The organism is Bacillus sp. NPDC093026, from assembly GCF_044754665.1.
Lineage (GTDB): Bacteria > Bacillota > Bacilli > Bacillales > Bacillaceae > Bacillus > Bacillus maqinnsis.
This window is the reverse complement of the sequence record NZ_JBIVPN010000001.1, coordinates 489,554-515,251: the sequence shown is the minus strand read 5'-3', so window position 1 is coordinate 515,251 and position 25,698 is coordinate 489,554. Positions and strand designations below refer to the sequence as shown.

The following is a 25,698-nucleotide window of genomic DNA, read 5'->3' as shown; positions in this document are numbered from 1 at the left end:
TATTGATAATGTCGAAAAAAGCGATTACAATAAAGGTGCGCGCAAAATGAATACGTTTTCAAAAGGGGGTGTTTTCAATGTTAACTCCAGAAAGACATCAACTCATTATCGATTACCTAGAAGAAAATGATGTGATCAAAATACAGGACTTAACAAGTATGACTGATGCCTCAGAGTCCACAATCAGAAGAGACTTATCAGCCCTTGAAGAGAAAGGCTTTCTTAAAAGAGTACATGGAGGAGCTGCCAAAATTTCGAACATTCGACTTGAACCTGACGTTTTTGAGAAATCAGCCAAAAACCTTCATGAAAAGTCAATCATTGCTCAAGAAGCCGCAACTCTTTTAAAACAGGGCGATTGTATTTATTTAGATGCTGGTACGACTACACAGCAAATGATTGAGTATATAGATCAGGATCAAGATATTGTCGTAGTGACAAATGGTGTGATGCACATTGAAGCACTCATGAGAAAAGGGATTTCTTTTTACCTGATAGGCGGATTAGTGAAACATCGAACAGGTGCCATGGTGGGAGCCGCAGCTCTGACGGCTATGGAAAATTACCGTTTTGACAAAAGTTTTGTTGGGACGAACGGCATTCATCCCGAGGCAGGTTTTACAACACCTGATCCAGAGGAAGCGCTCATCAAAAAAAGAGCCATGAAGCAGGCGAAAAAAACCTATATCTTATCAGATGCCTCAAAGTTTGGCGAAATATCGTTTTCAGCCTTTGCTAATTTACAGGAAGCAACCATTATCACAAACGACACTAAAGAGGATTCATTCGATAATTACCACGAAAAAACGGTCATAAAGGTAGTGAAAACATGATTTATACAGTAACCCTAAACCCTTCTGTTGATTACATCGTACACGTTGAGGATTTTGCTGTCGGCGGTTTAAATCGTTCAACCTATGACAAAAAATACCCAGGCGGTAAAGGTATCAATGTATCAAGGCTTTTAAAACGTCACGGTGTTGAATCAAAAGTACTTGGATTCATTGGCGGATTTACAGGCAAATATATTCAAGACTTTTTACAAAACGAACAATTACAAACAGCCTTCCACGAGGTGTCAGAAGATACACGGATTAATGTGAAATTAAAAACAGGTGAAGAAACAGAAATTAACGGTATGGGTCCAAGTATTACAGAAGCGCAATTCGAGTCGTTTCTAGCCCAATTTACCTCCTTGACTGCAGGAGATATCGTTGTTTTAGCAGGTAGTATCCCTTCGTCATTACCGCAAAACACGTATGAGCGTATTGCGGAGGTTTGCGAGCATAATGGAGGACGTGTTGTGTTTGATATATCAGGTGAAGCCTTAAAAAAGGCGGCGAATTTGAAGCCGTTTTTGATGAAGCCGAACCATCACGAATTAGGTGAAATGTTTCAGACTAGCATTTCATCAGTTGAAGAAGCCATTCCTTATGGCCAAAAGCTGTTAGAGCAAGGTGCAGAGCATGTCATTGTATCCATGGCGGGAGACGGAGCCCTTTTATTTAGTAAAGAAGGGGTTTATCAGTCAAATGTTCCAAAGGGAAAACTCATCAATTCAGTTGGTGCAGGTGATTCAGTTGTTGCAGGTTTTTTAGCAGGCGTTTCAAAAGGTCTTTCTATCGAGGATTCATTTAAGCTTGGTGTGACATCAGGAAGCGCTACAGCATTCTCAGAAGAACTTGGTACAAAAGAGCTTGTCGACAAACTATTACCTGAAGTAAAAGTCACACGTATTTAAAGGAGGAGTCAGCATGAAAATCACAGAACTACTGACGAAGCACACGATAAAGCTTGATTTAAATAGTCAGCAAAAAGAAGACGTTATTGATGAGCTGGTTACTGTATTAGATACAGCCGGCAAATTAAATGATAAAAAAGGTTACAAAGAAGCCGTGATCAATCGAGAAAAACAGAGCTCTACTGGTATTGGCGAAGGAATTGCGATTCCTCATGCAAAAACAGCAAGTGTCAAAGAGCCTGCCATTGCATTTGGTCGATCTATTGTTGGTGTAGACTATGAATCATTAGATGGACAACCAAGTCATCTCGTCTTTATGATCGCAGCGACTGAAGGCGCAAACAATACGCATTTAGAAGCCCTTTCTCGTTTATCTACGCTGCTTATGCGCGAAGAAATTAGAAAACAGCTTCTTGAAGCGAAATCGGAAGATGAAATCATTGAAATCATCAATACGCATGATAAGGATGATGAAAAAGAGGAAGTAAAAGAAGAATCAACGACAGAAGGAAAGTCTGGCAAAATTTTAGCTGTTACAGCTTGTCCAACAGGAATTGCTCATACATTTATGGCAGCAGATGCGCTAAAAGAAAAAGCCAAAGAAATGGGCGTAGACATTAAAGTTGAGACAAACGGTTCTAGTGGTGTTAAACACGCTCTCACAGCAAAAGAAATTGAAGAAGCACCAGCGATCATTGTCGCAGCTGACAAGCAGGTCGAGATGGAACGATTTAAAGGCAAACATGTCATTGAAGTACCTGTTACAGCGGGAATTCGTCGTCCGCAAGAATTGATTGAAAAAGCGATCAATCAAGATGCGCCGATTTATCAAGGATCTGGCGGCAGTTCTGCAAAAGATCAAAATGAATCTTCAGGCAGTGGAAGAAGTGGATTTTATAAACATTTAATGAGCGGTGTCAGCAACATGCTTCCGTTTGTTGTTGGTGGCGGGATTTTAGTTGCGATTTCATTTTTCTGGGGGATTAATTCTGCAAATCCACATGACCCTTCATACAATTCATTTGCCGCTGTATTAAAAGGAATTGGCGGAGATAATGCGCTTGCCTTAATCGTTGCTGTTTTAGCTGGATTTATTGCGATGAGTATTGCAGATCGACCAGGTTTTGCACCAGGTATGGTCGGCGGATTTATGGCCTCTACTGCAGGTGCAGGATTCTTAGGTGGTTTGATTGCTGGTTTCCTTGCAGGATACATTGTAGTGCTACTGAAAAAAGTATTTACGTTTGTTCCGCAATCACTAGATGGTATTAAACCGGTTCTATTGTATCCGTTATTCGGTATTTTCTTTACAGGCATTATCATGCATTACGTCGTAAATACACCTGTCAAAATGGTGATGGACGGATTAACGCACTGGCTTGAATCACTTGGAACTGGAAACCTTGTATTAATGGGCATGATCTTAGCTGGTATGATGGCAATCGATATGGGTGGTCCGATTAACAAAGCAGCTTACACATTTGGTCTTGCTATGATTGCTGCTGGCAACTATGCACCGCACGCTGCCATCATGGCAGGGGGAATGGTTCCGCCGCTAGGGATTGCACTTGCTACAACAATTTTCAAAAACAAGTTTTCAAAACGTGATCGTGAAGCAGGGATTACATGTTACTTCATGGGAGCAGCTTTCATCACTGAAGGAGCTATCCCATTTGCAGCAGCGGACCCTCTGCGCGTTATTCCTTCGGCGGTCATCGGAGCAGCGGTAGCAGGTGGATTAACGGAATTCTTTAGAATAACACTTCCTGCACCACATGGAGGATTATTCGTTATCTGGGTGACAAACCATCCAATTCTTTATATCATCAGCATCTTAATTGGTGCCATTGTGACAGCACTATTACTCGGTATGTTGAAAAAACGAGTCAAACAAGAAGCATAATTTAAAAAGAAGCATCGCAAAGAGCGGTGCTTCTTTTAGTTTAACAACCCGCAAATTAGGAAATAATATTTAATTAAATGGTTGTCTTGTGAATTTTTAAATGACATGTGATAAAGTAAAGTTATTGAAACCACGGTTTTCAAGTCTTTTAGCAGAAAGTCTTAGGAGGAAGCAGTACTTTGAACGAAGAAAACAAACAAAACGAAATTCAATCTGATGCTAAGCAAACCAAAACAGAGAAGAAAAGTTCACTATTTGAATGGATTAAAGCCATTTTAATTGCTCTTGCTCTTGTTTTGCTCATCCGTACGTTTATTTTTGAGCCGTACGTGGTGGAAGGTGAATCAATGGAACCAACTCTTCATGATGGTGAAAAGCTGTTTGTGAACAAAACCATTAATTATCTCGGTGGTCTCAAAAGAGGGGATATCGTTATTATTAATGGAAAAGATGGTCAAAAAATTCATTATGTCAAACGATTGATTGGTCTTCCGGGAGACACGATTGAAATGAAGGATGACACCCTTTACATTAATGGAAAAAAAGTAGATGAGCCTTATTTAAAAGAAAACAAGGCACATGCGAAAGAGTATGAGGTACATTTGACAGGCGATTTTGGTCCAGTTAAAGTACCGAAAAACGATTACTTTGTGATGGGTGACAACAGACTCAATTCCATGGATAGTCGAAATGGATTAGGTCTTATTGAAAAGGATCGGATTGTCGGTACATCAGAATTTGTTTTCTTCCCATTTGGCGACATTCGACAAACAAAATAAATGCACCCCTCTTGCTAGTAAATGCGAGAAAGGTGCTTGAACGTACGACCCTTTTTTGAAGGGTCGTTTTTCATTTGTTCAGAGCATAGTTGCAATGATCACAATGGCCAAAACAGAAGCAAACACGGACCCGGTAATGGTCAAGACCGATTGGAATAAACCGATTTTTTGGCTTTCTTTTCCACGCTTTTGTAAAAAGCGTTTAGAAAAGAGGTGCACTAGTGTATAGATGAGCACAAGTCCAATATATAGACCAAAGTCCTTTGCAGTAAAGCCTGTCGCAGATAAATAAATGCCCATAAAGAAAATCAATAAACAGTATTCCATCAGTGTAAGTAATCTCAAATCGTACGAACCCCTTCAATAAGTCATTCCATTTGATTATACCATAATTGACAAAAACCCTTTGTTCTGAGAGAGAGGCGTTTCTATCAATCGTTATTCATGTTATACTTCATAATGATGAATGAGTGATGGAGGATTAATAAATGATTGCAGTGAATAATGTTAGTTTACGGTTTGCTGATCGTAAACTATTTGAAGACGTAAATATTAAGTTCACTCCTGGCAACTGTTACGGACTAATTGGAGCCAATGGAGCTGGTAAATCAACGTTCCTAAAGATTCTATCCGGAGAAATTGAACCTCAAACTGGTGATGTTCATATGAACCCAGGAGAACGTTTAGCGATTTTAAAACAGAACCACTTTGAATATGAAGAGTTTGAAGTGTTAAAGGTCGTCATTATGGGTCATAAACGTTTATATGATGTCATGCAAGAAAAAGATGCGATCTATATGAAGCCTGACTTCTCAGATGAAGATGGTATCCGCGCAGCGGAACTTGAAGGTGAATTTGCCGAATTGAACGGCTGGGAAGCAGAAAGTGAAGCTGCTATTTTACTGAAAGGTCTTGGTATTCCAGAGAGTCTTCAATCAAAGAAAATGTCTGAGCTTGGCGGGTCTGAAAAGGTAAAAGTACTTTTAGCCCAAGCTTTATTTGGTAAGCCAGATGTTCTTCTTCTAGATGAGCCGACGAACCACTTGGACCTGCAAGCAATTCAGTGGCTTGAGGAATTCTTAATTAACTTTGAAAATACAGTCATCGTTGTTTCGCATGATCGTCACTTCTTAAACAAAGTGTGTACTCATATTGCAGATCTTGATTTTGGGAAAATTCAAGTTTACGTTGGAAACTATGATTTTTGGTATGAGTCTAGCCAGCTAGCACTGAAACTTAGCCAAGAGGCGAATAAGAAAAAAGAAGAACAAATTAAGCAACTGCAAGAATTCGTTGCACGATTCAGTGCAAATGCATCCAAGTCGAAGCAAGCGACTTCAAGAAAGAAATTGCTTGATAAAATTTCTTTAGATGACATTAAGCCATCTTCACGTAAATACCCGTATATTCATTTTGCACCTGATCGTGAAATTGGAAATGATGTATTAAAGGTGGAAGGTCTATCGAAAACGATTGACGGGGTTAAGGTATTTGATCATGTCAGCTTTATTATGAATCGAGAAGACAAAATTGCTTTCTTAAGCCGTAATGAGCTTGCTGTTTCCACTTTGTTTAAAATCCTTGCTGGTGAAATGGAACCGGACAGCGGGACATTTAAATGGGGTGTGACGACTTCTCAAGCCTTTTTCCCAAAAGATAATAGTGAATACTTTGAGGGAAGCGATCTGAATCTTGTAGATTGGCTTCGTCAATATTCTCCAAACGATCAAAGTGAAAGCTTTTTACGTGGCTTCTTAGGACGTATGCTCTTCTCTGGGGAAGAAGTAAAGAAAAAGGCAAGCGTCCTTTCAGGAGGAGAAAAGGTTCGTTGTATGTTATCGAAAATGATGCTTTCTGGGGCGAATATTTTGCTGCTAGATGAGCCGACGAATCACTTAGATCTTGAATCGATTACAGCGCTGAATAACGGCTTAATGAATTTTAAAGGTGCTATGCTCTTCTCAAGTCATGACCACCAGTTTGTTGAGACTATAGCTAACCGTATTATCGAAGTAACACCAAAAGGCATTGTCGATAAACAAACATCATATGATGAGTTTTTAGCAAATCAAGATATTCAAAAAAGACTAAATGAACTGTATGCTTAATGAACAAAAGACATCCACATGATAGGTGTGGATGTCTTTTTTATTTTAAAATGCCCAGTTTCCTTGGCGGAAGATTGGTTCACGCTTGCCGTCCTTTGTGATTCCATCAATATTCATTTCTTTTGAACCGATCATGAAATCAACGTGAGTGATGCTGTTGTTCACACCAGCTTCTTCTAATTCATCTCTTTGCATCTCTTTTCCACCTTCGATATTAAATGCATAACCATTGCCGATTGCAAGGTGGTTCGATGCATTTTCATCGTAGAGTGTATTGTAATACAGAATGTTTGAGTTTGAGATCGGTGAATCATCTGGTACGAGTGCAACCTCGCCTAAATAGTGTGAGCCTTCATCTGTTTCAACAAGTGATCTTAAAATGTCTTCGCCTTCTTTTGCTTTTATGTCGATAATACGGCCATTTTCAAAGGTTAATGTAAATTCATCAATGATGTTCCCAGCATAACTTAGCGGTTTTGTACTAGATACAGTTCCATTCACACCATCTTTTTTAGGTACAGTAAAGACTTCTTCAGTCGGCATATTTGCTATGAAGGAAACGCCTTGTTCGCTCACACTGCCAGCTCCTACCCAAATATGTTGATCAGGAAGCTCGATTGTTAAATCTGTCCCTGGTGCTTCATAGTGAAGCTTGTGGTAATGTCTTTCGTTTAAGATTTTTACCTTTTCGTTTAGTGCTTTTTCATGTTTTTTCCATGCATCAACAGGGTTTTCTTGATCAGCACGTGTGACTTTAAAAATTTGATCCCATAGTAAGGCAACAGCTTTTTCATTAGAATGTTCAGGGAAGATTTTTTTTGCCCAATCTTTCGATGCTGCGCCTACGACAGTCCAAGCGACTTTGTCAGATTGAACGTACTGACGATATGTATGAAGCGCCGCCCCAGCTGCTTTTTGCTGTGAGGCGATTTTTTTCGAATCGATGCCTCGAAGAAGATCAGGGCTTTCGGACAAGATGGTGATAAAAGCTCCACCGCGCTTAGCGATGGTTTCCATAGATTGTGCTTCCCATTCCGGGAAATTTTCGAAGACTTCGTCTGGTGCATGTTCATATTTTAAGCGAGTGAGGACACTGTCACTCCAGCGAATATGTACGTTTTTCGCACCTCGTTCATAGGCATGCTTTGCGACAAGCCGAACGAGGTCAACAGACTCAGTAAAAGCGGACACCATCACTTCTTGTCCTTTTTGAACGTTCACACCTACTTCAACAATGAGCTTAGCATATTGATCTAGTTGTTTCTCGAATGAACTCATAAAAAACCCTCCTTTGGTCATGTTTATCATATCAGATTTGTGAAAGAAAAGGAAAATGGGGTGCCGCTACTTGCAAAATAAAAAAGCCGCTTTTGTGCGGCCTTTTTAGCGGTTCAGTTGTTTTACAGGCTGTGCGTTGGAGGGCGGCATATGTGAAAAAGACAGACTCATTCCCCCTAATATAATACCAGTTAAAATTACTGTGACAACGACCCGTTTACCTAAATCAAGTAACATGTTCTTCCTCCTTCAAGTTTATCCATTCCTCACGATATGATCGAAACGATAAAAAAAGAAGTAGAACAAGGATTATTTTAACGTTTTTTGCAATTTGTCGATAACTTCTAAAGAACGACCTGTTCCAATGGCTACGCATTCAAGCGGATTTGCCGCAATATGAACAGGGACAACAATTTCTTGAGAGAGCCATTCTTGAATACCATTTAAGAGAGCGCCACCCCCTGTTAAAATCACGCCGCGGTCTACAATATCACCACTAAGCTCTGGCGGACTGTCTTCTAAAGTGGCACGAATGGCTTCCAAAATATGAAGAAGAGATTCCCGCATAGCGCCTTGAATTTCATGAGATTCAAGCATAATGGTTTTTGGGAGCCCTGTAACGAGATCGCGTCCACGCACCTCCAAAGATTCAGGCTCGTGATCAATCAGTGCATAACCAATCTCCATTTTCACCTGCTCAGCTGTACGCTCTCCAATAAGCAGATTGTATTTCTTTCTCACAAACGTAATAATGTCATCATCTAGCTGATCTCCGCCAATTCGAATAGAGTGACAAGAAACAACACCGCCAAATGATATAATCGCCACCTCTGTTGTCCCTCCGCCGATGTCGACAACCACATTGGCTACTGGCTCGTCTACCGGTAAATCTGCTCCAATTGCAGCTGCGACAGGTTCTTCAATTAAATGCACATGTTTTGCACCGCAATTTTTCACAGCATCGCTAATAGCGCGGCGCTCGACAGCCGTTGAACCAGAAGGTGTACATACAACGACAGTCGGCTTTCTAAAGGTAAATCCGATATTTTTTCCTGCTTTTTTCATGATCTGTTTGAGTAAATCTGTTGTCATATCATAATCGGCGATGACACCATCTTTCATGGGACGTATCGCCACAATTTTCCCAGGAGTTTTACCAATCATCTCTTTTGCTTCTGATCCTACTGCAAGAACAGTCTTTGTTTCTGTATCTACTGCCACAACGGACGGTTCATTTAGTATAATTCCCTTATTTTTACTATAAACCAATATGTTAGCTGTTCCTAAATCAATTCCAATTTCGGCATTTTGAAACATGTTTTCACCCAATCTCTATTTTTGCTGTTTTAAACAATTTTACATTTAAAAGTTCAAATGGTTGCTGTGATTTGTGGGGGTTTGTGATGACCTTGAAATGAATCTGTAAAATTCAAGTCTCATTTTGACAATCACAATAAATTTTCCCTTTGTTTTTTCTATTATGAAAAAATTTTTTTAACCTGAGAAACCTTTCTAGATTCTCTTACGTCTACGATATATCAATTGGTAAATAACAGATTGATTTTGAGCTAATGAAAGAAAGAGGGAACGAAATTGAAATCTATCGGAGTCGTAAGAAAAGTAGATGAACTAGGACGTATTGTGATGCCAATCGAGTTGAGAAGAGCACTAGATATTGCGATTAAAGACAGTATGGAATTTTTTATAGATGAAGATAAAATCGTCTTGAAAAAATATCAGCCACAAGGCGTTTGTCTTATGACTGGTGAGATTACTTCTGAGAATCATGAGTATGGAAATGGTCAAATTACATTGAGCACTGAAGGCGCAAAATTACTGCTGAAAGAGCTACAGGAAGCACTTAAACAATAAAAGAAAAATAGCCTTGTCTCTTCCTTTGTGATGAAGACAGGCTATTTTTTGTGTCATAGCGTCACATATAAGCATTCATGTTAAATTGAATGAAAAAAGTTCCTTAAAAATGTTGCATCTCCCTCAAAAAATAATGTGAAAATGGTACAATTGACAAAGAATCTCAGGGCGGAAGGTGGAATCATTTGAACAAAACATATCAAGTGCGGATTGCGTTATCTGTTCTTGCATTCATAATCATTTTGAGCTGGGATTTCTTTTATTATCTAGGCGGCTATAAAATTAACTGGCCGCTCGATCTAGCGTTTACTGTCGTAGTGTTAGTTGGAATATGGGGTGTATCAGGCTATATTGATCGGTTAAATTTACTCGTGTCAGATTTGAATCAAAGAGAAAAAGAAGCACATGAACTAATGGAGCGGCTAAATCGAATTACAGATAACTTGCAAGAAATCGTCTTTGAAACAAATGAAAAGGGTCAAATTATTTTCTTAAACCAAGCATGGAAACAAATGACTGGTTATGAAATAGATGAATGTCTTGGAACTATGTACAATCAGTACTTTGACCAAGAAGAGCGTGTCGTTCAACATTTGTTATCTGTTTTAAAGGAGCATAAAGACGAGGGGCGTGTAGAGTTGCAGCTTCTTCATAAAGATGGGAAGAAGGTATGGGGAGATGTTCATTATAAGCTCTATTTTAATAAGCATCATCAGTTTACTGGGGGAATTGGGACAATCGCTGACATTACAAAACAAAAACAAGCAAAGCTTGAGCTTGAGAAATCCAATCAGCAATTACAAATGCAGGCTCAAAAGCTGGCAGTTGCAGGACAAATTGCAGCTGGAATCGCTCATGAAGTCAGAAATCCACTGACATCTGTAAATGGGTTCTTACAGCTCATGAAAACTCAATATCCAGAACGAACTGATTATTTTGACATCATTTTCTCGGAAATTAAACGGATTGATTTTGTCTTAAGTGAGTTGCTTATGTTAGCAAAGCCTCAGTCTGTCAACTTTCAAGAAGTTCAGCTTCATCAACTATTAGAACAGGTCATCACTTTATTAAATACAAATGCAGTGCTATCTAATATCGATATTAAGCAGCCATTTAAAAAGCAGGATGCTGGGTTGATTTTAGCTGATGCCAATCAAATGAAGCAGCTCTTTATTAATTTAATAAAAAATGCCATTGAAGCAATGCCTGAAGGCGGAAGCATATACATATCGACAGAGAAAGTAATGAATGAATGGAAGATCACTATTCAAGATGAAGGAAAAGGGATGTCTGAAAAAGATATTCAAAAGATATATGACCCATTCTTCTCTACTAAAAAAGAAGGTACAGGGCTAGGTCTTACCATATGTGCTACAATTTTAAAAGATCACCATGGAAGAATGGACGTATCCAGTGAGCCAGGAAAAGGAACAGCCTTCCATATTTATTTGCCTGTCTGCCAAAAGAGCACGTAGCAGGATGAGAGGATGGTATATGTGATGACGAACATGACATTATTTGTATATGGGGCGCTTTTAAAACACGAAGTACACCATGATGAATGTATAGGAGATGCCAAACAAATAGCCAAAGCAGCCTGGATAAAGGGAAAGTTATACGATACAGATGCTGGATACCCTGCATGTGTGCTAATGGAAAATGGAACAGTGTATGGGGAATTGTATGAGGTATCCTCTGAGACTTTGAATAAGATAGACGAGCTAGAGGAAGGGTATGAAAAGCAGGAAATGGCTGTCATGACTGATCAAGGGAAAACCAAAGCACTGGTTTATACAGTGCATAAACAGAAAGCAGAAGGCTTGACATGGATTGAAAGCGGCAACTGGAAGGAATACATGCTGTGGCAGCGTAAGCCTGAATTCTTCTATTACTTTGCTTACGGTTCATGCATGGATGATGCAAGATTTAAATTAGCAAAGGTTGATCATTACTTCCAGCAGATTATCGGCGGCGGAACACTTGATCAATTTACGACAAGATTTACATTGACTCGCCCCGATGGATCTAGAGCGGATTTGGTAGAGGATGGCGGGGCAACAGAAGGAGTCTTATATGAGGTGCCTTTTGATGCCATCCGTTATTTGTATAAAAGAGAGGGCGTATTTGAAGGCACATACCGTCCGTCTTTTGTCGATGTGAAAATAGGAAATGAAGTATATCAGGATTGTGTAACCTTCCTCGTTTTGCAAAAGCGTGAAGAAGTGGCCCCGCCTCCTCATTATCGCAGTGAAATAGAAAAAGGAGCAGATCTTTATTTAAGTGAATCGTTCCGTAAAAAAATACGTTCTCATATGGATTCATTAATCAAACCGTAGTAAAATGCATGGTAAGTGATATAAAAGGGGTCTTAACATGAAAAAGGAATATGCAGTCATTGGTCTTGGTCGCTTTGGTGGGAGTATTTGCAAGGCGTTAAGTGAGGAAGGTCTTGAAGTAATGGCCATGGACATGAATGAGGATCGTGTAAATGAATATGCGAAAATTGCTTCTCATGCTGTGATCGGTGATTCGACAGATGAATCTGTTTTAAAAAATCTAGGCATTCGCAATTTTGATCATGTCATCGTTGCCATTGGTGAGAACATTCAGGCGAGCATCTTAACAACGATAATGCTAAAAGAGCTTGGCGTGAAAATGGTCACAGTGAAAGCCCAAAACGATTACCATGAAAAGGTACTGACCAAAATAGGGGCAGATCGCATTGTGCATCCTGAACGAGATATGGGAAGACGGATTGCACACAAAATCATTTCCAACAACGTGTTAGATTATCTAGAGCTATCAGATGAGTATAGTCTCATTGAAATTGTCGCCAATAGTCGCCTAGCTGGACACTCCTTGTTAGATCTAGATATTAGAGCGCGATACGGCATAAACATTGTGGCGATTAAACGCGGAAAAGAAGTCATCGTCTCGCCACTAGCTGACGAAATGATTCAAAAAGAAGATATCCTTATCGTCATTGGTGCTGTTGCAGATATCGGACGTTTTGAAAAACGAGAAATGCAGAACGAATATTAAACACTCCGACGTGGAGTGTTTTTTACATGGATGTGTGCATAACAAGTGGACAATGAAGTAATCAAGAGAAAAAAGAGTGAAACAGCAAAAATCATGATGTTAATTTTTCATTCAATTATCATGATTCAGAAATAAAATCAGCCATTTTATATGATGTGTTTTCTCTAAATATCATTGACTGGATACACAGATTCGTTTAGGATAAGAAACATTATATGTTGACTTGGAGGAGGCAGTTGTCGTTGGATAAGGAGCTTTTCAGACATCAAATTGAGGTGGCTGCAAAGAGAAAAAAGGCAGCCCTAGTGATTAAACATGCAAAAGTGATGGATGTGTTTAACCAAGAGTGGATAGACGCTGATGTCGCTGTTGAAAATGGAAAAATCGTAGGTATTGGAAAGTACGAGGGGATCCAGGAGATTGATGCAACTGGTCAAATGCTTGTACCTGGTTTTATTGATGGTCATGTGCATATTGAATCCTCAATGGTCACCCCTGCTGAATTCTCCAAGGCTGTGGTTCCTCACGGTGTAACAAGCGTTGTGACAGACCCACATGAAATTGCCAATGTATCAGGTATTACAGGTATTCGTTTTATGCTGGAAGAAGCGAGAAAAGCTGTCTTAAATATATATTTCATGCTGCCATCCTGTGTGCCGGCAGTCGGTTTTGAACAATCTGGTGCTACACTTAAAGCGAAGGATTTAAAACCTCTTTATCAAGAAGATGAAATTCTTGGTCTTGCTGAGGTGATGGACTATGTGGCTGTAGAACAGGCCGAAGAAGATATGCTTCAAAAACTGTTGGATGCGCAAAGTCATCACAAAATCATTGATGGACATCTAGCAGGCTTAACAGACCGATTGATTAACGTTTATCGGGCGGCAAATGTCCAAACAGATCATGAGGTAACAACGGTTCAAGAGGCCCTTGAGCGAGTAAAGAGGGGCATGTACGTCATGCTGAGAGAAGGGTCCGTTGCCAAAAACGTCAAACGAGTCTTACCAGCCGTGAATGAGAAGAATGCGAGACGTTTCTTCTTTTGTACAGACGATAAACATTTAGATGATTTAATTGACCAAGGAAGTATTGATGAACAGGTACGTATGTCAATACAAGAGGGATTAGATCCATTCTTAGCTTATCAAATGGGTAGTTTAAATGCAGCTGAGTGCTTTGGTCTCAATTCAAAAGGAGCGATTGCACCAGGCTATGATGCCGATTTTATACTTATCTCTGACCTTCATCAAGTGCAGATCACGAACGTGTTTATTGCGGGGCAATTGGTCTCTCAGGATGGAAATTACTTGCCAAGTGTGGAGAAGATTACACCAAACCCTGCGCTACTAAAATCTGTTCATGTGGTGAAAGTAAACGAGCAAGATATCGCACTACCTATCACTGCAAATAAAGAGATGAATGTCATTCGCATCATACCTAATCAGCTTGAAACGAAATTAGAACAGCTCCTTCCTTTAGGGATGGAGGGGCAATTCACAAGTGATATAGAAAGAGATTTATTGAAAATTGTTCTTGTAGAACGTCATCAAGGTCTACCTGAAATTGGAGTAGGGATTGTCAGTGGTTTTGGCTTAGAAAAGGGTGCCATTGCAACAACTGTTGCGCATGACTCACATCATTTAATTGCAGTTGGCACAAATGACGATGATATCATTAAAGCAATTGAGACATTAAAAGAAGCAGGCGGCGGCTTAACCGTTGTAAAGGATGGACAGTCTCTTCATACACTTCCTTTGCCGATCTCTGGATTATTATCAGATCAATCGGCTCAATCTGTGAAGAAAAGCCTTCATGCACTTCATGAAGCATTAAAAGAGACAGGCTTTGCCTTAGATTTTAACCCATTTCTGACGTTATCCTTTTTGGCTCTTCCAGTGATTCCTGATGTGAAAATGACAACAAAAGGACTATTTGATGTTAGAAGCTTTCAGCATTTACCCATTCAATCGTAATAAAGTAGCCGCATGTATGTCAGGTAAACATGCGGCTTTTTGTGAGATATAAAAAAAGAGACACAGCCTGTTGGGCGTGTCTCTTTCAGCGTATAGACAAACCCTCGCATTCGTTTGTCAGATCTGCGTGCTGGTGCTCATGAATGTTTCATTCGCTCCAGTACTCGTGTCTTCCTAGACTTCAAGGGTTTTCCATTCACGCTGAGAAGATGACAAAGGGCTTAGTTTGTTTTTATCTTTAGCCCTTTGTCATTAAACTTCCATAATAATCGGCAAGATCATTGGGCGTCGTCTTGTTTTTTCGTAAAGGAATGGTGCAAGCGTGTCAGTAATTTCGTTCTTAATTTCTGACCATTGCGTCGTCTTGCGTTCCATCACTTTTTCAAGATGCTTTGAAATCAAATCCTGTGCATCATTAATTAAATCACCAGATTCTCTCATGTATACAAAGCCTCTTGAAATTAGATCAGGTCCAGCAGAGATTTTGAATTCTTTCATGTCCATGCTGACAACAACAATGACAAGGCCTTCTTCTGAAAGAATGCGGCGGTCTCTTAATACGATGTTTCCGATATCACCAATGCCGCTTCCGTCGATATACACGTTGCCTGATGGGATTTTGCCAGCGATACTGGCTTCGTCACCTTTTAGCGCAAGGACTTCACCATTATCCATGATAAAGCAGTTTTCTTCTGGAATTCCGCAATCATTCGCAAGTTTAATATGCGTTTTTTGCATCCGATATTCACCGTGAATCGGCATGAAGAATTTTGGTTTAATTAAACGGAGCATCAGTTTTTGTTCTTCTTGTCCGCCATGACCAGATGTATGAATATTATTCAGTGAGCCATGAATAACCTCAGCTCCAGCTCGATAAAGCTGGTTAATTATACGGCTTACGCTAATATTGTTACCTGGAATTGGTGAAGACGAGAAAACAACTGTGTCTCCAGGATTAATGGAAATCTGGCGGTGCGTACCGTTTGCAATTCTAGAAAGAGCTGCCATCGGTTCACCTTGGCTTCCGGTACAAAGAATGGTTACTTTGTTTGCTGGAAGTCGGTTGATTTCATTATGTTCAATGAACGTATTTTTTGGACATTTGATATAGCCAAGGTCTTGTCCAATATCAATTGCAGACTCCATGCTACGACCAAACACAGCTACTTTTCGACCATTTGCGACAGCAGATTCAATCATCTGCTGCAGTCTGTGAATGTTTGAGGCAAATGTAGCAAATATGATACGCCCATCTACTTTTCTGAAGATATCATCAATACTTTCACCTACGCGTCTTTCAGACATCGTAAATTCTGGGATTTCACTGTTTGTACTGTCAGATAGAAGACAAAGTACGCCTTCTTTCCCGATTTCAGCCATTTTTGTCAAATTAGCAGGTTCACCGACAGGGGTAAAGTCAAACTTGAAATCACCTGTATGTACGATGTTTCCAGGAGGTGTCTTGACTACAATTCCATAGGAATCTGGAATACTGTGAGTCGTTCTAAAGAAAGAAACAGATGTTTTTCTGAATTTAATGATATCCTCTTCTTCAAAAATGTGAAGTTTTGTTTGTCTTAATAGACCATGTTCTTCCAATTTGTTACGAAGAAGGCCGATTGCGAGTTTGCCTCCGTAAACTGGAATATTCACTTGTTTGAGAAGGTAAGGAATACCACCAATGTGGTCTTCATGGCCATGTGTAATGAAAAGACCTTTGATCTTATCTTCGTTTTTAACTAAATACGTATAGTCAGGGATGACGTAATCAATTCCAAGCAGTTCATCTTCAGGGAATTTAATACCTGCATCAATTAAAATGATTTCATCTTGAAATTGAACGCCATACGTGTTTTTACCGATCTCGCCTAAACCGCCGAGCGCAAAAACTGCCGCCTGATCGTTTTTTACAAATTTCATTCCTCTCATAGCTCCAATACTTTAAAATTTTCACTTTCTCGTTCATAGTCTAAAAAAGCACCCTCTACAGGCTGAATGAATTCAATATTGTAGTTATGTTTTTTTAACTTATTGCGTACGTCTCTTTCAGAAACCGCTTCAACGTATAGTGAATCTGTGTGCTCTCTTACAGGTACCTCAGTCGTACTTGCCTGAAAAAATACCTTATATATCATCCAAATCTCTCCTTAAATACCGTATGTTACACTCGCTTATTCTATTATATTAAAAAAATGCGCATAAAGAAAGTATCTGAGAAAAAAGGACCTTCAGCAAATGAGCGGAAGATCCCTTTTAAGCAATTGATTTTTTACGAAGCATGTCCTTCCATTGTCTTCGTATTTTCTTGCGCAGACGACGAAGCATCGCAGATCGCCTCCTTTCGATTTATCATCATGGCAGACAAACTTTTCCGATCTCTCTTTATACTTGTATTATATGATGTTTCCATTGAATGTTACATGGTTATATGTGGGAAATAGGCGATTGAAGAGGAAGTGGTTTGCTCAGCGGATATCTTTCTGTATGATGAAGAGGAGAGAATATATCACAAACAAGGGACAGGAGACGAGATATGAATAAAAAAGTGATCTTCTTTGATATTGATGGTACGTTGTACGATCATGATAAACAAATACCTGAATCAACGAAGCACGCCGTTGGTTTATTAAAAGAAAAAGGACACCATTTATTCATTGCATCCGGCCGTTCGCCTTTTCTTATAAAACCGATTTTAGAAGAATTAGCGCTCGACTCATTTGTTGCTTATAACGGTCAATATGTCATGTTTGAAGGGAAAGTGATTTACCGCAATCCGCTCAAACAGGACCTGATGGAGCAAATTTACGAAACGGCCGATCAGCATGGCCACCCACTTGTTTTTATGGGGGAGGAAACGATGAAGGCTTCTGTGCCGAACCATCCGTTTATCCACGAAGGCATTGGAACACTGAAAACAGAGCATCCAGAGCATGATTTGTCTTTCTTTAAAGAAAATGAAATTTACCAAATGCTTCTTTTCTGTAAAGCTGAAGAAGAGAGGGAGTATGAGAAATTCCGCGAAGAAATTGATCTTGTGAGATGGCATGAGCTATCAACAGATGTTTTGCCAAAAGGCGGCTCAAAAGCAGAAGGAATAAAAAGAGTGATTGAAAGGCTTCCTTATGATATAAAAGATACGGTTGCATTTGGAGATGGGTTAAACGACAGAGAAATGATTGAGTTTGTTGGAACAGGAGTCGCAATGGGTAATGCGGTCAGCGAACTGAAAACACTTGCTGATTTTATCACAAAGCCAGTTGACGAGGACGGCATTTTGCATGCACTGACCCATTTAGGGCTCATTGATTCATAAAAAAGAAGACCCATACATAGCGGGGTCTTCTTTTTTATGATGACCTGCCGATGGCAACAGCATTTTCTGGCTCGGCAAATGGATGATCCTTTTGAATATGATCGTAAAACATGATGCCATTTAAGTGGTCAATTTCATGCTGAAAGACGATGGCAGGAAACCCTTTTAAACGGATAACAATGTCTTCACCTTCAAGAGTTGTTGCCTTGACCCTAATTTTTTCATAGCGTGGGACAAATCCAGGTATTGCTTCGTCAACAGACAAGCAGCCTTCCCCAGCTACTAAATATGCTCTTTTCACTGAATGACTTACGATACGCGGATTGAATAAGGCATAGCTGTATACATTTCCGTTTTCATCTTCACAGTGAACGGCAATCATTCGTTTGCTAATGTTGATTTGGGGAGCTGCTAGACCAACGCCAGGTCTTAGTCCATATTTTTCTGCAATTGCTTCATTCTGACTGTTTTTGACGAACTCAATCATGTCAGCTAATTGCTGTTTTTCTTCCTCTGTCGGTGGAAGTTCAACCGATTCAGCTTTTTTTCTTAAGACGGGATGCCCGTCTCGTACGATATCATCCATGGTAATCACAAAACTTCACTCCTATTTCTTTTGTATGTAAAGTATATAAAATGATGCACAACATATGCAATGAAATAAAGAAGACCGGTCATATGAGACCGGTCAGAGGCTTTGCAGCCATTAGCATCCGCCGCCTAGGAATGCTGCACCTACGATGATCAATAGGATGAAGAGGACAACGATTAAGGCGAATGTACGTCCACCACCGTATCCATAACCGCCGTATCCACCACCATAACTTGGATAACAACAGCCACCGCCGTATCCATAACCGCCGTATCCACCATACATACTTCCATGACTATAATTAGACATACTTTTGACCTCCTTTGAAAATACACTCGGCCTCTCAGAAGTGAAGGCGAAGCGTGTAATATACACTATGTATGAATGCACTATTTGTATAGTCATGAGCCTATCGCTTGAAAAAAATCTTCTTCAACATAAAAAAGGAACCTTCTCTCCTTGTCACAAACGTCTATTAAAATTATAGTGGTATTTGGAGACTTAAAGGGGGACCTTGTGATGAGACATATGATAAGAAGCATGAAAGCAAGTGCTACTTTAGCGGGGATATGCACCCTTTTACTTGCTGGATGCGGAGGTCAAAGTCCGCTACATGACATGCAAGAGGCCATGACGAAAATGAGTGAGAAAGAAAAAGCCTTCCAAACAGCGCAAGGCAATCTGCAAAGCTATGAAAAAAAAGAGCAGCAGCTATACACCAAAATGATTCAAACAAAGAAAGATCAACCTAAAACTGTTTCCAGCCTATCTGATCAGGCGTTAGCTTCTGCGAATAAGCGAGCAGAACAATTAAAAACGGAAAAAGACAGCATGGATCAATCGAAACAAGAATTTCAATCCGTAAAGGAATCCGCCGTACGGATAAAAGATGCGGCGGTAAGAGAAAAAGCAAACAAAACAGTGTCATCTATGGAAAAGCGATATGCATCTTATGAACAGCTATACCGTGAATATCAAAAGGCTTTAAAACAAGATCAAAATTTGTATCGCACATTAAAAAGGAAAGACTTAGGTTATCAGGAGCTGAAATCAAAGCTTAAGACAGTGAATCGAACGTACAGCAAAGTCAGAAAAGAAAGTAAGAAGTTCAATCAATATACAGATCAATTGAATGAACATAAACAAGCTTTATACAAAGCAGTAGATCAAAAGTCTAAAAAGAGTTGAACAACAGCTCTTTTTTATTTTTCGACAAAAACAATCATTTGCTATTGTAGTACAGTAGTATATTCTATACTAGTACAGTTTATGTTACTTGTGAAACAGATGGATACAGGTCTCATGAAAAAGTAAAGCGAATACATTTATTTAAATAAAGCCGTTAAATCAATTGACGGACTATTTTTCTTGTTGTAAACTAAACCTTGTTAACAGAAGTTGTATTAGTTTTTTGTGAACTATCGTTAATACAGTTAGAAGGACTCAAATATATTCCAACAACCTATGTTTCGACAAGAATGTTAGTGACTATGATATACAGGAGTTATATGAGTATTTTGGGTTATCCTATATCTGTATGTATAAATGGATTCACGACAAATTGACTGTTAAAAGAAAGGAAGAGGTGACTTTAGAATGGCTGCAAAAACAAAAAAAGCAATTGTTGATCCAAAAAAGCAATTTGATGCCATCAAAAAGCAGTTTGAAACGTTTCAAATTTTAAACGAAAAAGGCGAAATCGTAAACGAAGCGGCAATGCCGAATCTTTCAGATGACCAATTAAAAGAATTAATGCGCCGTATGGTGTTTACACGAGTATTAGATCAACGTTCAATTTCATTGAACCGTCAAGGACGTCTTGGCTTCTATGCGCCAACAGCCGGACAAGAAGCTTCTCAGCTTGCAACTCACTTTGCACTTGAAAAAGAAGATTTCATTCTTCCAGGATATCGTGATGTACCACAATTAATTTGGCACGGTCTTCCGCTGACGAAAGCATTCTTGTTCTCTCGCGGACACTTTGTTGGGAACCAAATGCCTGAAGATGTGAATGCACTTTCTCCACAAATCATTATCGGTGCACAAATCATCCAAGCTGCTGGTGTAGCACTTGGTTTGAAAAAGCGCGGTAAAAAAGCTGTTGCAATCACTTACACTGGTGATGGCGGAGCTTCACAAGGCGATTTCTACGAAGGTATCAACTTTGCAGGGGCTTATAAAGCGCCAGCGATTTTTGTTGTCCAAAACAATAGATATGCGATTTCAACTCCTGTTGAAAAACAATCTGCAGCTCAAACGATTGCACAAAAAGCAGTTGCAGCTGGTATCGTTGGAGTACAAGTTGACGGTATGGATCCATTAGCTGTATATGCAGCGACTGCTGAAGCTCGTGAACGTGCTGTAAACGGTGAAGGTCCAACATTAATTGAAACTCTTACATTCCGTTACGGCCCGCATACAATGGCTGGTGACGATCCAACAAGATATCGTACAAAAGAAGATGAAAACGAGTGGGAGCAAAAAGATCCATTGGTACGCTTCCGCAAATTCTTGGAAAACAAGGGCTTATGGTCTGAGGAAGAAGAGAATAAAGTCATCGAAGATGCGAAAGAACAAATCAAACAAGCAATCAAAGAAGCTGACGAACAGCCTAAGCAAAAAGTAACTGACTTGATTGCAAACATGTACGAAGTTCAACCATATAACCTAGTTGAACAGCTTGAAATTTACAAACAGAAGGAGTCGAAGTAAGCCATGGTGCAAATGACAATGATTCAAGCGATCACTGATGCGTTACGCACAGAACTGAAAAATGACGAAAACGTTCTCGTTTTCGGAGAAGACGTTGGTGTAAACGGCGGCGTATTCCGTGCGACTGAAGGATTGCAAAAAGAGTTTGGTGAGGATCGTGTTTTCGATACTCCACTTGCTGAATCTGGTATTGGCGGTCTTGCAATTGGCCTTGGACTACAAGAATTCCGCCCAGTAATGGAAATTCAATTCTTCGGATTCGTTTACGAAGTTTTAGATTCTATTTCTGGACAAATGGCTCGTATGCGTTACCGTTCTGGTGGACGCTGGCATTCTCCAGTGACAATTCGTTCTCCATTCGGCGGAGGGGTCCATACGCCTGAGCTTCACGCTGATAGTTTAGAAGGTCTTGTAGCACAGCAGCCTGGACTCAAGGTTGTAATTCCTTCAACACCTTACGATGCAAAAGGACTGCTTATCTCTGCAATTCGCGACAACGATCCAGTTGTCTTCCTTGAGCATATGAAACTTTATCGCTCTTTCCGTCAGGAAGTTCCTGAAGAAGAGTACACAATTGAAATCGGTAAAGCGGACGTGAAACGTGAAGGTACTGACCTTTCAATCATTACTTATGGTGCAATGGTTCACGAATCACTTAAAGCTGCTGAAGAACTTGAAAAAGAAGGCGTTTCTGCTGAAGTGATCGACCTTCGTACAGTAAGCCCGCTTGATATTGAAACAATTATCGCATCTGTAGAAAAAACAGGCCGCGCAATCGTTGTTCAAGAAGCTCAAAAGCAAGCCGGTATTGCTGCAAACGTAGTAGCTGAAATCAATGATAGAGCAATTCTTAGTCTAGAAGCACCAGTACTTCGTGTAGCTGCACCTGATACAGTCTTTGCTTTCTCTCAAGCTGAGAGCGTATGGCTACCAAACCATAAAGACGTGCTTGAAACAGCTAAGAAAGTTCTTGAATTTTAATTAAATGACAGAGGGGGAAAAGAATTTATTTCTCTTCCCCTTTATCAATTGCATGATAATCGTGTAATCAATACACAACAAGGGTTCAACAAAATCTAGGAGGCGAAAATAGTGGCATTTGAATTTAAACTTCCGGACATCGGAGAAGGTATCCACGAAGGTGAGATCGTTAAGTGGTTTGTAAAACCAAATGATGAAGTAAATGAAGATGATGTTTTAGCAGAGGTACAAAACGATAAAGCAGTTGTAGAAATTCCTTCACCTGTAAAAGGAAAAGTATTAGAATTAAAAGTTGAAGAGGGAACAGTTGCAACTGTAGGACAAACAATTATTACGTTTGATGCACCTGGTTATGAAAATCTTCAATTTAAAGGCAGCGAAGAAGGCGAAGCAAAAACTGAAGCTCAAGTACAAGGTACTGCTGAATCTGGTCATGAACCAGAGAAAAAAGAAGTTGCACAAGCTGATGCTGCAGCAACTGGCGCAGGCGTCCAAGAGCAAGTGGATGCTGATCCAAACAAGCGTGTCATCGCTATGCCATCTGTACGTAAATATGCACGTGAAAAAGGCGTTGAAATTTACAAAGTTGCAGGTACTGGTAAAAATGGCCGCGTGCTAAAAGAAGATATCGACAACTTCTTAAATGGTGGTTCTGTAAGCCAAGATGCAGCGCCTCAAGTAGCTGAAAGCACGAAAGAAGAAGCTCCAAAAGCGGCAGCAGCTCCAGTTCTTGAAGGAGAATTCCCAGAAACTCGTGAAAAAATGAGCGGAATCCGCAAAGCAATCGCCAAAGCAATGGTGAACTCTAAGCATACAGCTCCACACGTTACATTAATGGATGAAGTTGACGTAACAAACCTTGTTGCACACCGTAAACAATTCAAACAAGTTGCAGCTGATCAAGGAATCAAGTTAACTTACTTGCCTTACGTTGTAAAAGCTCTTACTTCTGCACTGAAGAAATACCCAGTATTGAATACTTCTATTGATGATAAAACGGATGAAGTTGTTCAAAAGCATTACTACAACATCGGAATTGCAGCAGATACTGAAAAAGGCTTGCTTGTTCCAGTTGTGAAAAATACTGATCGCAAAGCGATTTTTGAAGTATCTAATGAAATTAATGAGCTTGCAACAAAAGCACGTGAAGGTAAATTGGCTCCTGCTGAAATGAAAGGTGCATCTTGCACCATCACAAACATCGGTTCTGCTGGTGGACAATGGTTTACGCCAGTAATTAATCACCCAGAAGTAGCAATCCTTGGAATTGGCCGTATCGCTGAAAAAGCGATTGTACGTGATGGCGAAATCGTTGCAGCTCCAGTCTTAGCTCTTTCCCTAAGCTTTGACCATCGTATGATTGATGGAGCTACTGCGCAAAATGCCCTTAACCACATCAAGCGTTTATTGAATGATCCACAATTAATTTTAATGGAGGCGTAATATCATGGTAGTAGGAGATTTCCCAATCGAAACAGATACTCTTGTCATCGGTGCAGGTCCTGGTGGATATGTAGCTGCTATTCGTGCTGCACAACTTGGGCAAAAAGTAACAATTGTTGAAAAAGGAACGCTTGGCGGTGTATGTCTAAACGTCGGTTGTATTCCTTCAAAAGCATTAATTAATGCTGGTCATCGTTTTGAAAATGCAAAGCATTCTGAAGACATGGGTATTAAAGCCGAAAACGTAACAGTTGACTTCACAAAAGTTCAAGAGTGGAAAGCTTCTGTTGTGGGCAAATTAACAGGTGGAGTTCAAGGTCTTCTTAAAGGAAATAAAGTGGACATCGTCAAAGGTGAAGCTTATTTCGTAGACAGCAACTCTGTACGTGTGATGGATGAAAACTCAGCACAGACTTACACTTTCAAAAATGCAATCATTGCAACTGGATCTCGTCCAATTGAATTGCCTGCATTTAAATACACTGAGCGCGTGATTAACTCAACTGGTGCTCTTGCGCTTAAAGAAATACCTAAAAAGTTAGTTGTCATCGGTGGCGGTTACATCGGGACTGAGCTTGGAACAGCTTATGCAAACTTTGGAACAGAAGTTGTGATCCTTGAAGGTGGAGACGAAATCCTTCCAGGTTTTGAAAAGCAAATGAGTTCTTTAGTAAAACGTAACCTTAAGAAAAAAGGAAACGTTGAAATTCATACAAACGCTCTTGCAAAAGGCGTTGAAGAAAAATCTGATGGCGTAACTGTTACATTCGAAGTAAAAGGCGAAGAAAAAACAGTTGACGCTGACTACGTTCTTGTAACGGTAGGTCGTCGTCCAAATACAGATGAGCTTGGTCTAGAGCAAGCAGGTGTTGAATTGACAGACCGCGGACTTGTCAAAACGGACAAACAATGCCGCACAAACGTACCAAATATTTACGCAATTGGTGACATCGTTGAAGGTCCACCACTTGCACACAAAGCTTCTTATGAAGGTAAAATTGCAGCAGAAGCAATCGCTGGAGAGCCAGCTGAAATTGATTACCTTGGTATTCCTGCTGTTGTATTCTCTGAGCCAGAGCTTGCAACTGTTGGTTACACTGAAGCAAAAGCAAAAGAAGAAGGCATTGAGATCGTTGCAGCAAAATTCCCATTTGCAGCAAACGGACGTGCACTTTCTCTTGATGCAACTGATGGCTTCATGAAAATGATCACTCGTAAAGAAGACGGTCTAGTCATCGGTGCACAAATCGCTGGTGTCGGTGCTTCTGATATGATTTCAGAGCTTAGCCTTGCAATCGAAGCTGGTGTGACTGCTGAAGATATCGCAATGACGATTCATGCTCACCCAACCCTTGGTGAAATCACAATGGAAACGGCTGAAGTAGCAATTGGAAGCCCAATCCATATTGTAAAATAAAGAACACAAAAACCCCTCATATCGTGAGGGGTTTTTTCATATGAATATATAAGGAGCAAGATCAGCCAATTTAATTGGTGTTCACGCTGTCTAATGCATGACATAAGGGTGACAAGATATCCTCTTTACTTCGGACATCTCCTTCGATCTTCACGATCACTTTTTCATTGTTCACAAGCAAAATAGCTGGTAGTTCGTCTACTTCATTTTTCCAGCCTTTTCGATCTTCTTTCACAATCATCTTCGACATTTCCTTTGGGTATTCATTCTTTAAATCGAGTACCGCATCATAATAAGGACTCTCTTTATCAAGATTTTCTGCATCGGTAAAAAATAGAACTCTCGGCTTTTGAATATGACTGACTTGCTCTGTCTTATTCGGTATGATATACGCAAAAGAGCATGAGCTAAGTACAAAGAGCATGGGAAATATCATGAGAATGGTCCGCAAATCATTCAATCTATTCACCTCAAAATCCTTTGGGGTTGTACCAACATATTTAGGAGTGATTCCCTGTTAGTCACTTTAGTTTATCATGTCCTT

The 25,698-nt window shown here is 39.9% G+C and carries 25 protein-coding genes; 16 read left to right on the top strand and 9 right to left on the bottom strand.

Features of this window, described 5'->3' with window-relative positions:
- Window positions 1–77: 77 nt before the first annotated feature.
- From ACIQCE_RS02600 to lepB, 4 genes are all read left to right on the top strand, one after another.
- Complete coding sequence (locus ACIQCE_RS02600; protein ID WP_353855929.1) at window positions 78–833, top strand: DeoR/GlpR family DNA-binding transcription regulator; 756 nt, start codon at window positions 78–80, stop codon at window positions 831–833.
- Complete coding sequence (pfkB, locus tag ACIQCE_RS02595; protein ID WP_400493460.1) at window positions 830–1,741, top strand: 1-phosphofructokinase; 912 nt, start codon at window positions 830–832, stop codon at window positions 1,739–1,741. The genes ACIQCE_RS02600 and pfkB overlap by 4 nt, the downstream gene beginning before the upstream one ends.
- Window positions 1,742–1,754: 13 nt before the next feature.
- The gene (locus tag ACIQCE_RS02590) at window positions 1,755–3,644 is read left to right on the top strand and encodes a PTS fructose transporter subunit IIABC (RefSeq protein ID WP_400493459.1); all 1,890 of its coding nucleotides are present in this window, start codon (window positions 1,755–1,757) and stop codon (window positions 3,642–3,644) included.
- A gap of 206 nt (window positions 3,645–3,850) precedes the next feature.
- On the top strand, window positions 3,851–4,423 hold the full coding sequence (lepB, locus tag ACIQCE_RS02585; RefSeq protein WP_400493827.1) for a signal peptidase I: 573 nt from the start codon (window positions 3,851–3,853) through the stop codon (window positions 4,421–4,423).
- A gap of 78 nt (window positions 4,424–4,501) precedes the next feature.
- On the opposite strand, the gene ACIQCE_RS02580 is transcribed toward lepB, so the two are convergent.
- Window positions 4,502–4,768 carry a hypothetical protein gene (locus ACIQCE_RS02580; protein ID WP_400493458.1) on the bottom strand — a complete coding sequence of 89 codons (267 nt, stop codon included), beginning with the start codon at window positions 4,766–4,768 and terminating at the stop codon, window positions 4,502–4,504.
- Window positions 4,769–4,911: 143 nt separating this feature from the next.
- On the opposite strand from ACIQCE_RS02580, the gene ACIQCE_RS02575 reads away from it, so the two are divergent.
- Complete coding sequence (locus ACIQCE_RS02575; protein ID WP_400493457.1) at window positions 4,912–6,531, top strand: ABC-F family ATP-binding cassette domain-containing protein; 1,620 nt, start codon at window positions 4,912–4,914, stop codon at window positions 6,529–6,531.
- A gap of 45 nt (window positions 6,532–6,576) precedes the next feature.
- On the opposite strand, the gene ACIQCE_RS02570 is transcribed toward ACIQCE_RS02575, so the two are convergent.
- The 3 genes from ACIQCE_RS02570 to mreBH form a co-directional block, all read right to left on the bottom strand.
- Window positions 6,577–7,809, bottom strand: coding sequence for an aminopeptidase (locus ACIQCE_RS02570; protein WP_400493456.1), 1,233 nt, complete (start codon window positions 7,807–7,809; stop codon window positions 6,577–6,579).
- A gap of 105 nt (window positions 7,810–7,914) precedes the next feature.
- Window positions 7,915–8,046: a protein YkpC gene (locus tag ACIQCE_RS02565; protein WP_003210922.1), complete on the bottom strand. Its 132-nt coding sequence runs from the start codon at window positions 8,044–8,046 to the stop codon at window positions 7,915–7,917.
- A 72-nt stretch (window positions 8,047–8,118) separates the two neighbouring features.
- Window positions 8,119–9,126: a rod-share determining protein MreBH gene (mreBH, locus tag ACIQCE_RS02560; RefSeq protein ID WP_353855922.1), complete on the bottom strand. Its 1,008-nt coding sequence runs from the start codon at window positions 9,124–9,126 to the stop codon at window positions 8,119–8,121.
- 276 nt (window positions 9,127–9,402) lie between these two features.
- Here mreBH and ACIQCE_RS02555 point away from each other — a divergent pair, with 276 nt between their 5' ends.
- From ACIQCE_RS02555 to ade, 5 genes are all read left to right on the top strand, one after another.
- A complete protein-coding gene (locus ACIQCE_RS02555; protein ID WP_353855921.1) occupies window positions 9,403–9,681 on the top strand; it encodes a transcriptional regulator AbhA in 279 nt (92 codons plus the stop codon).
- 185 nt (window positions 9,682–9,866) lie between these two features.
- Window positions 9,867–11,156, top strand: coding sequence for an ATP-binding protein (locus ACIQCE_RS02550; RefSeq protein ID WP_400493455.1), 1,290 nt, complete (start codon window positions 9,867–9,869; stop codon window positions 11,154–11,156).
- A gap of 33 nt (window positions 11,157–11,189) precedes the next feature.
- Window positions 11,190–12,017 carry a gamma-glutamylcyclotransferase family protein gene (locus ACIQCE_RS02545; RefSeq protein WP_400493826.1) on the top strand — a complete coding sequence of 276 codons (828 nt, stop codon included), beginning with the start codon at window positions 11,190–11,192 and terminating at the stop codon, window positions 12,015–12,017.
- Between the two features lie 37 nt (window positions 12,018–12,054).
- Complete coding sequence (locus ACIQCE_RS02540; RefSeq protein ID WP_353855918.1) at window positions 12,055–12,723, top strand: potassium channel family protein; 669 nt, start codon at window positions 12,055–12,057, stop codon at window positions 12,721–12,723.
- 242 nt (window positions 12,724–12,965) lie between these two features.
- Window positions 12,966–14,696, top strand: a complete 1,731-nt coding sequence (gene ade, locus ACIQCE_RS02535) for an adenine deaminase (RefSeq protein ID WP_400493454.1) — start codon at window positions 12,966–12,968, stop codon at window positions 14,694–14,696.
- 252 nt (window positions 14,697–14,948) lie between these two features.
- Here the strand turns inward: ade and rnjA are convergent, their stop codons facing one another.
- Window positions 14,949–16,616, bottom strand: a complete 1,668-nt coding sequence (rnjA, locus tag ACIQCE_RS02530; protein ID WP_353855916.1) for a ribonuclease J1 — start codon at window positions 16,614–16,616, stop codon at window positions 14,949–14,951.
- Window positions 16,617–16,621: 5 nt separating this feature from the next.
- Window positions 16,622–16,831, bottom strand: coding sequence for a DNA-dependent RNA polymerase subunit epsilon (locus ACIQCE_RS02525; protein WP_353855915.1), 210 nt, complete (start codon window positions 16,829–16,831; stop codon window positions 16,622–16,624).
- Window positions 16,832–17,229: 398 nt separating this feature from the next.
- Between ACIQCE_RS02525 and ACIQCE_RS02520 the strand changes: the two genes are divergently transcribed.
- Window positions 17,230–18,009: a Cof-type HAD-IIB family hydrolase gene (locus tag ACIQCE_RS02520; protein ID WP_400493453.1), complete on the top strand. Its 780-nt coding sequence runs from the start codon at window positions 17,230–17,232 to the stop codon at window positions 18,007–18,009.
- 34 nt (window positions 18,010–18,043) lie between these two features.
- Here ACIQCE_RS02520 and def read toward each other — a convergent pair whose 3' ends face one another.
- Complete coding sequence (gene def / locus ACIQCE_RS02515) at window positions 18,044–18,604, bottom strand: peptide deformylase (RefSeq protein WP_400493452.1); 561 nt, start codon at window positions 18,602–18,604, stop codon at window positions 18,044–18,046.
- A 111-nt stretch (window positions 18,605–18,715) separates the two neighbouring features.
- Window positions 18,716–18,886, bottom strand: coding sequence for a YjcZ family sporulation protein (locus ACIQCE_RS02510; RefSeq protein WP_353856565.1), 171 nt, complete (start codon window positions 18,884–18,886; stop codon window positions 18,716–18,718).
- A gap of 234 nt (window positions 18,887–19,120) precedes the next feature.
- On the opposite strand from ACIQCE_RS02510, the gene ACIQCE_RS02505 reads away from it, so the two are divergent.
- The 5 genes from ACIQCE_RS02505 (at window position 19,121) to lpdA (ending at window position 25,154) form a co-directional block, all read left to right on the top strand.
- Complete coding sequence (locus ACIQCE_RS02505; RefSeq protein ID WP_400493451.1) at window positions 19,121–19,789, top strand: YkyA family protein; 669 nt, start codon at window positions 19,121–19,123, stop codon at window positions 19,787–19,789.
- Between the two features lie 408 nt (window positions 19,790–20,197).
- Entirely contained in the window at window positions 20,198–21,313 is a 1,116-nt protein-coding gene (gene pdhA, locus ACIQCE_RS02500) for a pyruvate dehydrogenase (acetyl-transferring) E1 component subunit alpha (protein ID WP_400493450.1), read from the top strand.
- A gap of 3 nt (window positions 21,314–21,316) precedes the next feature.
- The gene (pdhB, locus tag ACIQCE_RS02495; RefSeq protein WP_400493449.1) at window positions 21,317–22,294 is read left to right on the top strand and encodes a pyruvate dehydrogenase complex E1 component subunit beta; all 978 of its coding nucleotides are present in this window, start codon (window positions 21,317–21,319) and stop codon (window positions 22,292–22,294) included.
- 111 nt (window positions 22,295–22,405) lie between these two features.
- Window positions 22,406–23,737: a dihydrolipoamide acetyltransferase family protein gene (locus tag ACIQCE_RS02490; protein ID WP_353855909.1), complete on the top strand. Its 1,332-nt coding sequence runs from the start codon at window positions 22,406–22,408 to the stop codon at window positions 23,735–23,737.
- Window positions 23,738–23,741: 4 nt separating this feature from the next.
- A complete protein-coding gene (gene lpdA, locus ACIQCE_RS02485; RefSeq protein ID WP_400493448.1) occupies window positions 23,742–25,154 on the top strand; it encodes a dihydrolipoyl dehydrogenase in 1,413 nt (470 codons plus the stop codon).
- Between the two features lie 70 nt (window positions 25,155–25,224).
- Here lpdA and ACIQCE_RS02480 read toward each other — a convergent pair whose 3' ends face one another.
- On the bottom strand, window positions 25,225–25,623 hold the full coding sequence (locus ACIQCE_RS02480; RefSeq protein WP_400493447.1) for a hypothetical protein: 399 nt from the start codon (window positions 25,621–25,623) through the stop codon (window positions 25,225–25,227).
- Between the last annotated feature and the right edge of the window lie 75 nt (window positions 25,624–25,698).

Coding starts and splice junctions, on each gene's coding strand:
- ACIQCE_RS02600 (WP_353855929.1), top strand. CDS start 78: ATGTTAACTCCAGAAAGACATCAACTCATTATCGATTACCTAGAAGAA.
- pfkB (WP_400493460.1), top strand. CDS start 830: ATGATTTATACAGTAACCCTAAACCCTTCTGTTGATTACATCGTACAC.
- ACIQCE_RS02590 (WP_400493459.1), top strand. CDS start 1,755: ATGAAAATCACAGAACTACTGACGAAGCACACGATAAAGCTTGATTTA.
- ACIQCE_RS02575 (WP_400493457.1), top strand. CDS start 4,912: ATGATTGCAGTGAATAATGTTAGTTTACGGTTTGCTGATCGTAAACTA.
- ACIQCE_RS02570 (WP_400493456.1), bottom strand. CDS start 7,809: ATGAGTTCATTCGAGAAACAACTAGATCAATATGCTAAGCTCATTGTT.
- ACIQCE_RS02565 (WP_003210922.1), bottom strand. CDS start 8,046: ATGTTACTTGATTTAGGTAAACGGGTCGTTGTCACAGTAATTTTAACT.
- mreBH (WP_353855922.1), bottom strand. CDS start 9,126: ATGTTTCAAAATGCCGAAATTGGAATTGATTTAGGAACAGCTAACATA.
- ACIQCE_RS02545 (WP_400493826.1), top strand. CDS start 11,190: ATGACATTATTTGTATATGGGGCGCTTTTAAAACACGAAGTACACCAT.
- ACIQCE_RS02540 (WP_353855918.1), top strand. CDS start 12,055: ATGAAAAAGGAATATGCAGTCATTGGTCTTGGTCGCTTTGGTGGGAGT.
- rnjA (WP_353855916.1), bottom strand. CDS start 16,616: ATGAAATTTGTAAAAAACGATCAGGCGGCAGTTTTTGCGCTCGGCGGT.
- ACIQCE_RS02525 (WP_353855915.1), bottom strand. CDS start 16,831: ATGATATATAAGGTATTTTTTCAGGCAAGTACGACTGAGGTACCTGTA.
- ACIQCE_RS02520 (WP_400493453.1), top strand. CDS start 17,230: ATGAATAAAAAAGTGATCTTCTTTGATATTGATGGTACGTTGTACGAT.
- ACIQCE_RS02510 (WP_353856565.1), bottom strand. CDS start 18,886: ATGTATGGTGGATACGGCGGTTATGGATACGGCGGTGGCTGTTGTTAT.
- ACIQCE_RS02505 (WP_400493451.1), top strand. CDS start 19,121: ATGAGACATATGATAAGAAGCATGAAAGCAAGTGCTACTTTAGCGGGG.
- pdhA (WP_400493450.1), top strand. CDS start 20,198: ATGGCTGCAAAAACAAAAAAAGCAATTGTTGATCCAAAAAAGCAATTT.
- pdhB (WP_400493449.1), top strand. CDS start 21,317: ATGGTGCAAATGACAATGATTCAAGCGATCACTGATGCGTTACGCACA.
- lpdA (WP_400493448.1), top strand. CDS start 23,742: ATGGTAGTAGGAGATTTCCCAATCGAAACAGATACTCTTGTCATCGGT.